The organism is Chromobacterium paludis (assembly GCF_008275125.1).
Classification (GTDB): Bacteria; Pseudomonadota; Gammaproteobacteria; order Burkholderiales; family Chromobacteriaceae; genus Chromobacterium; species Chromobacterium paludis.
The window spans coordinates 3,420,606-3,431,142 of sequence record NZ_CP043473.1 but is presented as its reverse complement, the minus strand read 5'-3'; the positions used below and the strand labels follow the sequence as shown (position 1 = coordinate 3,431,142).

Annotated in this window: 4 protein-coding genes, 2 tRNA genes and 3 rRNA genes; 7 read left to right on the top strand and 2 right to left on the bottom strand. The window is 57.2% G+C overall.

Features of this window, described 5'->3' with window-relative positions; all coding sequences use genetic code 11:
- Window positions 1-3: 3 nt before the first annotated feature.
- The gene (locus FYK34_RS16255) at window positions 4-780 is read right to left on the bottom strand and encodes a ParA family protein (protein WP_149298203.1); all 777 of its coding nucleotides are present in this window, start codon (window positions 778-780) and stop codon (window positions 4-6) included.
- Window positions 781-815: 35 nt separating this feature from the next.
- Window positions 816-1,301: a surface-adhesin E family protein gene (locus FYK34_RS16250; protein ID WP_149298201.1), complete on the bottom strand. Its 486-nt coding sequence runs from the start codon at window positions 1,299-1,301 to the stop codon at window positions 816-818.
- A 274-nt stretch (window positions 1,302-1,575) separates the two neighbouring features.
- On the opposite strand from FYK34_RS16250, the gene recQ reads away from it, so the two are divergent.
- From recQ to rrf, 7 genes are all read left to right on the top strand, one after another.
- A complete protein-coding gene (gene recQ / locus FYK34_RS16245) occupies window positions 1,576-3,372 on the top strand; it encodes a DNA helicase RecQ (protein WP_149298199.1) in 1,797 nt (598 codons plus the stop codon).
- Window positions 3,373-3,449: 77 nt separating this feature from the next.
- Window positions 3,450-4,667: a bifunctional glutamate N-acetyltransferase/amino-acid acetyltransferase ArgJ gene (gene argJ, locus FYK34_RS16240; RefSeq protein ID WP_149298196.1), complete on the top strand. Its 1,218-nt coding sequence runs from the start codon at window positions 3,450-3,452 to the stop codon at window positions 4,665-4,667.
- 452 nt (window positions 4,668-5,119) lie between these two features.
- A 16S ribosomal RNA gene (locus FYK34_RS16235) occupies window positions 5,120-6,657 on the top strand.
- A 181-nt stretch (window positions 6,658-6,838) separates the two neighbouring features.
- A tRNA-Ile gene (locus FYK34_RS16230) sits at window positions 6,839-6,915 on the top strand.
- An 86-nt stretch (window positions 6,916-7,001) separates the two neighbouring features.
- Window positions 7,002-7,077, top strand: a tRNA-Ala gene (locus FYK34_RS16225).
- 253 nt (window positions 7,078-7,330) lie between these two features.
- A 23S ribosomal RNA gene (locus FYK34_RS16220) occupies window positions 7,331-10,219 on the top strand.
- Window positions 10,220-10,342: 123 nt separating this feature from the next.
- A 5S ribosomal RNA gene (gene rrf, locus FYK34_RS16215) occupies window positions 10,343-10,457 on the top strand.
- Together the 16S, 23S and 5S rRNA genes with 2 tRNA genes alongside form the textbook arrangement of a ribosomal RNA operon.
- The last annotated feature ends 80 nt before the right edge of the window (window positions 10,458-10,537 follow it).

Here is a 10,537-nt window from a genome sequence, read left to right as displayed (position 1 = left end):
TCGTCAGCGATCGTTCAGTTCCTGGTACAGCGCCTCGAATTCGCGCGACAGCTTGTGGCGCGGATCCAGGAAGACCATGGGGCGCGCAGCCTGGTGCGATTCTCGGATCTTGACCGAGGCGGACAGCGGCGAGGCCAGCACCGGCAGGCCCTCCGCCTTCAGCTCGTCCACCAGTTTGACCGGCAAGCTGGCGCGGGGTTGGAACTGGTTGACCACGATGCCTTCGATGAACAGCGCCGGATTGTGGTCGGCGCGGATCTCGTCGGCGCTGGCCTTCAGGTTGTACAGCGCATGGCGGGAGAAAGCGTCGCAATCGAACGGAATCAGGCAGCGGTCGGCGGCGATCAGCGCGGAGCGGGTGTAGAAGTTCAGCGCCGGCGGCGTGTCTATCCAGATTTCATCGTAATGCGGCGCCAGCTGGTCCAAGGCGTCTTTGAGCTTGAACATCTTGTAGCGTGATTCCAGCTTGCCCATCAGCTCGGCCAGCTCCGGGTGCGAAGCCAGCAACGACAAGCCGGCGATGCTGGTGCCGCGCACAAACTCATGCGGCTCCTTGGCGAACAGCGAGATATTGAGCATCTGCTGGAACAGGTCGGCCACGGTGGGGGGGCCGTCCGTCGCGTGATCTCCCTGCAGGTACTGGCTGGCGTTGCCTTGCGGGTCCAGGTCGATCAACAGCACGCGACGGCCGCGGCTGGCGGCTACCGCGGCCAGATTGACGGCGATGGTGGACTTGCCCACGCCGCCTTTCTGATTGAATACCACGCGTCGGATGGTCATGAAGACTCCTGTGGAAGAGAGGTCGGGCGGCAGGGTCAGAAGCCGGGCTGTCCTTTGCAGACCAGCAGCATTTGTTGGTAGCTGGCGGAATTCTGCACTACCGGCATGGATTTTATCTGTGCGTCATTATAGGAGAAGCTGGCGATCTGCCGGCCATTTTCATCGAACAGCGTCATGCCCAGCAGGCGGAAAGTGTGCTGCGCGCAATCGATCTGCCAGCTGTTCAGCGAGACTTTGTGCCGGGGCGTGGTCAGGAAGTTCTCTTTTTTCAGATTGAAGATGGTCTTGCGGTCGCGGAAGGTCACCAGCGCGCCCTGGCGTTTGATCGACAGCAGATCCAGTTCGTTCAGGATGTTGCCATTGGGCGACACGCCCAAATTCTGCCAGTCGGCGCTGGCGGCAGGCTCGGCGGGGGTGGCAGGTTTGTTTGCGGCCGGGTTCGGCGCCGTGGTTGGCTGCGGTGCCGTAGCGCAGCCTGCCAGAAGCAATGCGGCGAGCAGGGAGGCGATGGAAAGGCGCATGTTTGAGTCTCCAGAATATTGCGCAAGTGTCGCATAGCGACAGGCCCGCGGGAAACTGCTAGCGCGGCTCGGCAGAATTTTTCAAAAAATTTGGAACTTTGTCGCGGCAGGGGGAGTCTTTCACAGTGCGAGAGCATTTTTCCTCTTCGTTTCACATTGTCTCCATCCAACTTATGGCCGCCTTCCCCAAGGCGGCCACTTTTTTTTCCGGCCGTCCGCTACGGCGCGCTTGCCGTACAATAGCGCTTTTCTCCCGCAAGACATTTTCTCCGGCATGCACGACGCACTCTCCATTCTCAATCATATTTTCGGCTACCCGGAATTCCGCGGCCAGCAGCAGGAGATCGTCGAGCAAGTCGCCCATGGCGGCCACGCGCTGGTGTTGATGCCCACCGGCGGCGGCAAGAGCCTGTGCTATCAAATCCCCGCGCTGCTGCGCGACGGCGTGGCCATCGTGGTGTCGCCGCTGATCGCGCTGATGCAGGACCAGGTGGCGACCTTGCAGGAGCTGGGCGTGGCGGCGGCCTGCCTGAACTCCGCCACCGGTCCGGACGAGGCGCGCGACATCGCCCGCCAGGCCCGCGCCGGCACGCTGGATTTGTTGTACGTGGCGCCGGAGCGCATGTTGACGCCGCGGTTCCTGGACTTCATGGCCGGGCTGAAGATTTCGCTGTTCGCCATCGACGAGGCGCATTGCGTCAGCCACTGGGGCCATGATTTCCGGCCGGAGTACCAGCAGCTGGGCCTGTTGGCCGAACAGTTTCCGCAGGTGCCGCGCATCGCGCTGACCGCCACCGCCGACGAGCAGACCCGGCTCGACATCATTCATTATCTGAAGCTGGCGGACGCCAGGGTGTTTCTGTCCAGTTTCGACCGGCCCAACCTGTTCTACCAGGTGGTGGAGAAGCACAACGCCAAGAAGCAGCTGCTGGACTTCATCCGCCAGGAGCATCAGGGCGCCACCGGCATCGTTTACTGCCTGTCGCGCAAGCGGGTGGAGGACACCGCGCAATGGCTGCGCGACAACGGCATCGAGGCGCTGGCCTACCATGCCGGCATGAGCCACGCGGAACGCGAGGCGAACCAGCGGCTGTTCCTGCGCGAGGACGGCATCGTGATGGTGGCCACCGTGGCCTTCGGCATGGGCATCGACAAGCCGGACGTGCGCTTCGTCGCCCACATCGACATGCCCAAGAGCCCGGAGAACTTCTATCAGGAGTCCGGCCGCGCCGGCCGCGACGGACTGCCGTCCGCCAGCTGGCTGTGTTACGGCCTCAACGACGTGGTGCAGCTGCGGCAGATGATAGAGGGCGGCGAGATGGCCGAGCTGCAAAAGCAAGTGGAGCTGTCCAAGCTGGATGCGATGCTGGCTTTTTGCGAAACCGCAGGCTGCCGCCGCCAGCACATCCTGGCGCACTTCGGCGAGGCGAGCCAACCCTGCGGCCATTGCGACAACTGCCTGCATCCGCCGATCACTTACGATGCCACCGAAGCGGTGCGCAAGCTGCTGTCCTGCATCTATAGAGTGGGGCAGCGCTTTCCCACCGGCCACGTCATCGATGTATTGCTGGGGCGGCAGAGCGCCAGCATCAGCCACCATGGGCATGACCAGCTCAGCACCTACGGCATAGGCAAGGACATGAACCAGCGCGGGTGGCGCTCCATCGTCCGTCAGCTGGTGGCGCGCCAACTGGTGCAGGTGGACATCGCGCGCGGCCAGTCGCTGGTGTTGACCGATGCCTGCCGGCCGCTGCTGAAGGGCGAGCAGCGCATCTATCTGCGGCCGCTGGCCGACGAGAAGAAGTCGCGCGGCAGCGGCGGCGCCGACCGCTGGCTGCGCACCGAGCGCGAGGAGCGGCTGTGGCAGGCGTTGCGCCGCTGGCGCCGCCAGGTGGCGGACGAACACAATGTGCCGGCTTACGCGGTGTTCTCCGACCGCACGCTGCGCGACCTGGTGGAAAAGCGGCCGGACAGTCCAGCGGGCCTGCAGCGCATCTACGGCTTGGGCGAATTGAAGCTGGCACGCTATGGCGAGGCCTTGTTGGCCTGCTTGCGCGAGGCGCAGGAATAGGCCAAACGATTTGCCCAGCCATGGCTGGCGGAATTCTTATACAATCTGTCGCATATCTGTAAATGCTGGAGAATTTCATGGCTGTGAATCTGAATCCGCCCCAGGCTAAGTTATTGCCGGCCATCGCCGGCGTCGAATTGCTGGTGGGCTCCGCCGGCATCAAGACGCCGGGCCGCAAAGATGTGCTGGTGATCAAACTGGACAAGGGCAATACCGTGGCCGGCGTGTTCACGCGCAACCGCTTCTGCGCCGCTCCGGTGCGCCTGTGTCAGCAGCACCTGGCCGCTGGGGTGCAGATTCGCGCGCTGGTGGTGAACACCGGCAATGCCAACGCCGGCACCGGCGTGGATGGCCACAATCGCGCCCTGGCCGTCTGCCAGGCGGTGGCCGATCAGCATCAGTTGAGATTGGAGCAGGTGCTGCCGTTCTCCACCGGCGTGATTCTGGAGCCGTTGCCGGCCGACAAGATCATCGGCGCGCTGCCCTCGCTGCATCAAGCCGACTGGGCCGAGGCCGCCCAGGCCATCATGACCACCGATACCCTGGCCAAGGCGGCCAGCCGCTCGGTGCAGATCGGCGGCAAGCTGGTGACCATTACCGGTATCGCCAAGGGCTCCGGCATGATCCACCCGAATATGGCCACCATGCTGGGCTTCGTCGCCACCGACGCCGCCGTCACGCGGCCGCTGTTGAACCAACTGGTCAAGGAGGTGGCGGATCAGTCTTTCAATAGCATCACGGTGGATGGCGATACCTCCACCAACGACAGCTTTATCCTGATCTCCACCGGCAAGAGCGAGGCGGAGTTGATCGATTCCGCCGAATCCCCGGCTTATCAGCAGCTGAAGCAGGCGCTGCTGGACGTCGCCATTGAGCTGGCCCAGGCCATCGTCCGCGACGGCGAAGGCGCCACCAAGTTCATCACCGTGGAAGTGAACGGCGGCCGCTCGGTGGCCGAGTGCAAGGACGTGGCCTACGCCATTGCCCGTTCCCCGCTGGTGAAGACGGCCTTCTTCGCATCGGACCCGAACTTGGGGCGTCTGCTGGCCGCCATCGGTTATGCCGGCGTGGCAGACCTGGACGTCGAGCGCCTCTCCTTATACCTGGACGACGTGCTGGTCGCCTGCGATGGCGGCCGCAACCCTGCATATAAGGAAGAGCAGGGCCAGGCCGTGATGAATCAGAGCGAGATCACGGTGCGAGTGGAGCTGGGTCGTGGCGCAGCCTGCGCCAAGGTATGGACCTGCGACTTCTCTTATGAGTATGTGCGCATCAATGCCGACTACCGCAGCTGATCCTGTCTATAGATAAGTTGGGAATCCGGCAGACTTAAGAAAAAAGCCCCTGCTCACAGGGGCTTTTTTCATTCTCGTGGCGATTGATGCTGTGACGGATAGCCACTTTCATAGGGAAGAACAAAGAAAGATTAAAAAATTCATATTCATAAATTGTTATGAATCATCGACTTGTGGTTCGCTGTGTAGAAATATCGCCTTTTTCTCAAAAAACCTGTTGACCGAGGGTGATGGCGCAGGTATAGTTCGTCTCCTCAGCTGACGCAGCGAACGAAGCGGCGGAAACGAAACGGTTTCCGGTGTGACGAAAACGGCGTCCGGCACTGCTCTTTAACAGAACGAATAACCGATAGGTGTAAGTGCTTGGTGAAAGCCAAATACTTGCACTGCAAGAGACAAGAGATACTTGTTTATTTCTTTGAACTTGCGTGCCAGAAAATTGCTATGAGATTGAACTGAAGAGTTTGATCCTGGCTCAGATTGAACGCTGGCGGCATGCTTTACACATGCAAGTCGAACGGCAGCACGGGAGCTTGCTCCTGGTGGCGAGTGGCGAACGGGTGAGTAATGCATCGGAATGTACCGTGTAATGGGGGATAGCTCGGCGAAAGCCGGATTAATACCGCATACGCCCTGAGGGGGAAAGCGGGGGATCGAAAGACCTCGCGTTATACGAGCAGCCGATGTCTGATTAGCTAGTTGGTGAGGTAAGAGCTCACCAAGGCGACGATCAGTAGCGGGTCTGAGAGGATGATCCGCCACACTGGGACTGAGACACGGCCCAGACTCCTACGGGAGGCAGCAGTGGGGAATTTTGGACAATGGGCGCAAGCCTGATCCAGCCATGCCGCGTGTCTGAAGAAGGCCTTCGGGTTGTAAAGGACTTTTGTCAGGGAGGAAATCCCTAGCGCTAATACCGCTGGGGGATGACAGTACCTGAAGAATAAGCACCGGCTAACTACGTGCCAGCAGCCGCGGTAATACGTAGGGTGCAAGCGTTAATCGGAATTACTGGGCGTAAAGCGTGCGCAGGCGGTTGTGCAAGTCTGATGTGAAAGCCCCGGGCTTAACCTGGGAACGGCATTGGAGACTGCACGACTAGAGTGCGTCAGAGGGGGGTAGAATTCCACGTGTAGCAGTGAAATGCGTAGAGATGTGGAGGAATACCGATGGCGAAGGCAGCCCCCTGGGATGACACTGACGCTCATGCACGAAAGCGTGGGGAGCAAACAGGATTAGATACCCTGGTAGTCCACGCCCTAAACGATGTCAACTAGCTGTTGGGGGTTTGAATCCTTGGTAGCGTAGCTAACGCGTGAAGTTGACCGCCTGGGGAGTACGGCCGCAAGGTTAAAACTCAAAGGAATTGACGGGGACCCGCACAAGCGGTGGATGATGTGGATTAATTCGATGCAACGCGAAAAACCTTACCTGCTCTTGACATGTACGGAACTTGGTAGAGATATCTTGGTGCCCGAAAGGGAGCCGTAACACAGGTGCTGCATGGCTGTCGTCAGCTCGTGTCGTGAGATGTTGGGTTAAGTCCCGCAACGAGCGCAACCCTTGTCATTAGTTGCCATCATTCAGTTGGGCACTCTAATGAGACTGCCGGTGACAAACCGGAGGAAGGTGGGGATGACGTCAAGTCCTCATGGCCCTTATGGGCAGGGCTTCACACGTCATACAATGGTCGGTACAGAGGGTTGCCAAGCCGCGAGGTGGAGCTAATCTCAGAAAACCGATCGTAGTCCGGATCGCACTCTGCAACTCGAGTGCGTGAAGTCGGAATCGCTAGTAATCGCAGATCAGCATGCTGCGGTGAATACGTTCCCGGGTCTTGTACACACCGCCCGTCACACCATGGGAGTGAGTTTCACCAGAAGTGGGTAGGCTAACCGCAAGGAGGCCGCTTACCACGGTGGGATTCATGACTGGGGTGAAGTCGTAACAAGGTAGCCGTAGGGGAACCTGCGGCTGGATCACCTCCTTTCTAGAGAAGGCGATCGCCAAGTACTTACAGCCTATCGGTTATTCAAGTTAAGGGCATTTTCGATGAAAATCGGCGCAGCTCTGCGTTGAAAGCTTCCTCGTGTACTCGATGTACACGTCGTCAGCTTTCGCCTGGATCTGCTTGATTTTGATCGAAAAGGATGTGGTATCAAACGACTACTGGGTTTGTAGCTCAGCTGGTTAGAGCACTGTGTTGATAACGCAGGGGTCGTAGGTTCGAGTCCTACCAGACCCACCAGTATTTTTTGGGTCAGGCAAGGCGCGAAGGAGCGACATGTGCTTATGCACATGAGCGACTGAGCAACGCAGCATCACCCAAAAAGAGGGGGATTAGCTCAGTTGGGAGAGCACCTGCTTTGCAAGCAGGGGGTCGTCGGTTCGATCCCGTCATCCTCCACCATCGCAAACAAAATCGAATTCGGAAGAGTTGGATTCTGTTTGCGTTGTATAAACGCCCGATCTTTAACAAACTGAAGAAGCCGAATATATAAAGACGGCGAGATGAAGATGCAGAGTTAATTCTGTGCATCAACAAATCGTCATCTTGGGTATTTGATTGTATCTAAGGCTGCGTCGCCATATCAAAAGGGGCGGTGCAGTCGTCGCACAAACACTCTCTGTTGTTGCGGTAATTTAGGTTACTGAAATGATAGGGTCAAGCGACTAAGTGCATCTGGTGGATGCCTTGGCGATCATAGGCGATGAAGGACGTGTAAGCCTGCGAAAAGCGCGGGGGAGCTGGCAATAGAGCTTTGATCCCGCGATGTCCGAATGGGGAAACCCCTCCGCAAGGAGATCCCTGACTGAATCCATAGGTCAGAGGAGGCGAACCGAGTGAACTGAAACATCTAAGTAACTCGAGGAAAAGAAATCAACCGAGATTCCGTAAGTAGTGGCGAGCGAACGCGGAACAGCCTGACTGTGTTATGAGTTGCGTTAGTGGAATGGAATGGAAAGTCCAGCCGTAGTGGGTGATAGCCCCGTACACGAAAACGCATCGCAAGAACTAAGCAGTCGAGAAGTAGGGCGGGACACGAGAAATCCTGTCTGAAGATGGGGGGACCATCCTCCAAGGCTAAATACTCATGATCGACCGATAGTGAACCAGTACCGTGAGGGAAAGGCGAAAAGAACCCCGGGAGGGGAGTGAAATAGAACCTGAAACCGGATGCATACAAACAGTGGGAGCGGACTTGTTCCGTGACTGCGTACCTTTTGTATAATGGGTCAGCGACTTACGTTCAGTAGCAAGCTTAACCGAATAGGGGAGGCGTAGGGAAACCGAGTCCGAATAGGGCGATTGAGTTGCTGGGCGTAGACCCGAAACCGAGTGATCTATCCATGGCCAGGATGAAGGTGCGGTAACACGCACTGGAGGTCCGAACCCACTAGTGTTGCAAAACTAGGGGATGAGCTGTGGATAGGGGTGAAAGGCTAAACAAACTCGGAGATAGCTGGTTCTCCCCGAAAACTATTTAGGTAGTGCCTCATGTATCACTTCCGGGGGTAAAGCACTGTTATGGCTAGGGGGTCATTGCGATTTACCAAACCATGGCAAACTCTGAATACCGGAAAGTGCAAGCATGGGAGACAGACGGTGGGTGCTAACGTCCATCGTCAAGAGGGAAACAACCCAGACCGCCAGCTAAGGTCCCAAATGATCAGTTAAGTGGTAAACGAAGTGGGAAGGCCTAGACAGCCAGGATGTTGGCTTAGAAGCAGCCATCATTTAAAGAAAGCGTAATAGCTCACTGGTCGAGTCGTCCTGCGCGGAAGATGTAACGGGGCTCAAACTGATAACCGAAGCTGCGGATGCACAGTTTACTGTGCGTGGTAGGGGAGCGTTCTGTAGGTCTGTGAAGGTGTCTCGTAAGGGATGCTGGAGATATCAGAAGTGCGAATGCTGACATGAGTAGCGATAAAGCGGGTGAAAAGCCCGCTCGCCGAAAGCCCAAGGTTTCCTACGCAACGTTCATCGGCGTAGGGTGAGTCGGCCCCTAAGGCGAGGCTGAAAAGCGTAGTCGATGGGAAACGGGTTAAAATTCCCGTACTTTTATGTAGTGCGATGTGGGGACGGAGAAGGTTAGGTCAGCAGACTGTTGGAATAGTCTGTTCAAGCCGGTAGGCTGGGGTGGTAGGCAAATCCGCCGCCCCTTAAGGCCGAGAAGTGATAACGAGGGTCTACGGACCTGAAGTGACTGATACCACGCTTCCAGGAAAAGCCACTAAGCTTCAGCTACATAAGAACCGTACCGCAAACCGACACAGGTGGGCAGGATGAGAATTCTAAGGCGCTTGAGAGAACTCAGGAGAAGGAACTCGGCAAATTGATACCGTAACTTCGGGAGAAGGTATGCCTGTTGAGGTGTAGTGACTTGCTCACGAAGCTTTGACAGGTCGCAGAGAATCGGTGGCTGCGACTGTTTAACAAAAACACAGCACTGTGCCAACACGAAAGTGGACGTATACGGTGTGACGCCTGCCCGGTGCCGGAAGGTTAAGTGATGGGGTGCAAGCTCTTGATCGAAGCCCCGGTAAACGGCGGCCGTAACTATAACGGTCCTAAGGTAGCGAAATTCCTTGTCGGGTAAGTTCCGACCCGCACGAATGGCGTAACGATGGCCACACTGTCTCCTCCTGAGACTCAGCGAAGTTGAAGTGTTTGTGAAGATGCAATCTCCCCGCTGCTAGACGGAAAGACCCCGTGAACCTTTACTGTAGCTTTGCATTGGACTTTGAACAGACTTGTGTAGGATAGGTGGGAGGCTTTGAAGTCAGGACGCTAGTTCTGATGGAGCCGTCCTTGAAATACCACCCTGGTGTGTTTGAGGTTCTAACCTTGGTCCGTGATCCGGATTGGGGACAGTGCATGGTAGGCAGTTTGACTGGGGCGGTCTCCTCCCAAAGTGTAACGGAGGAGTTCGAAGGTTACCTAGGTACGGTCGGAAATCGTGCTGATAGTGCAATGGCAAAAGGTAGCTTAACTGCGAGACCGACAAGTCGAGCAGGTGCGAAAGCAGGACATAGTGATCCGGTGGTTCTGAATGGAAGGGCCATCGCTCAACGGATAAAAGGTACTCCGGGGATAACAGGCTGATACCGCCCAAGAGTTCACATCGACGGCGGTGTTTGGCACCTCGATGTCGGCTCATCACATCCTGGGGCTGTAGCCGGTCCCAAGGGTATGGCTGTTCGCCATTTAAAGTGGTACGTGAGCTGGGTTCAAAACGTCGTGAGACAGTTTGGTCCCTATCTGCAGTGGGCGTTGGAAGTTTGACGGGGGCTGCTCCTAGTACGAGAGGACCGGAGTGGACGAACCTCTGGTGTACCGGTTGTCACGCCAGTGGCATTGCCGGGTAGCTAAGTTCGGAAGAGATAACCGCTGAAAGCATCTAAGCGGGAAACTTGCCTGAAGATGAGACTTCCCTGGAGGCTTGACCTCCCTGAAGAGTCGTTCGAGACCAGGACGTTGATAGGTCGGGTGTGGAAGCGCTGTGAGGCGTGAAGCTAACCGATACTAATTGCTCGTGAGGCTTGATCCTATCATTTGAGTGGCTTGGGGAACCAAGACGCGAGATAGAGTGTGTGCGACACAATTGAATACCGAATATTCAGAATCAGAGAACCTCTCTGGTTCAGGCTTCTTGAGTTTGTACAAGTTTATGTCTGGTGGCCTTAGCGAGATGGTCCCACGCCTTCCCATCCCGAACAGGACCGTGAAACATCTTAGCGCCGATGATAGTGTGGCATTCGCCATGTGAAAGTAGGACACCGCCAGACGCCCCATAAGACAAAGCCCAGCTCAAACGAGCTGGGCTTTGTGCATTGGCGCCGCGCGCCGACCCCAACCCGCCCCGACA

Excerpts from the sequence above, each read along its gene's own strand:
- FYK34_RS16255 (WP_149298203.1), bottom strand. The coding sequence starts at position 780 with ATGACCATCCGACGCGTGGTATTCAATCAGAAAGGCGGCGTGGGCAAG.
- FYK34_RS16250 (WP_149298201.1), bottom strand. The coding sequence starts at position 1,301 with ATGCGCCTTTCCATCGCCTCCCTGCTCGCCGCATTGCTTCTGGCAGGC.
- recQ (WP_149298199.1), top strand. The coding sequence starts at position 1,576 with ATGCACGACGCACTCTCCATTCTCAATCATATTTTCGGCTACCCGGAA.
- argJ (WP_149298196.1), top strand. The coding sequence starts at position 3,450 with ATGGCTGTGAATCTGAATCCGCCCCAGGCTAAGTTATTGCCGGCCATC.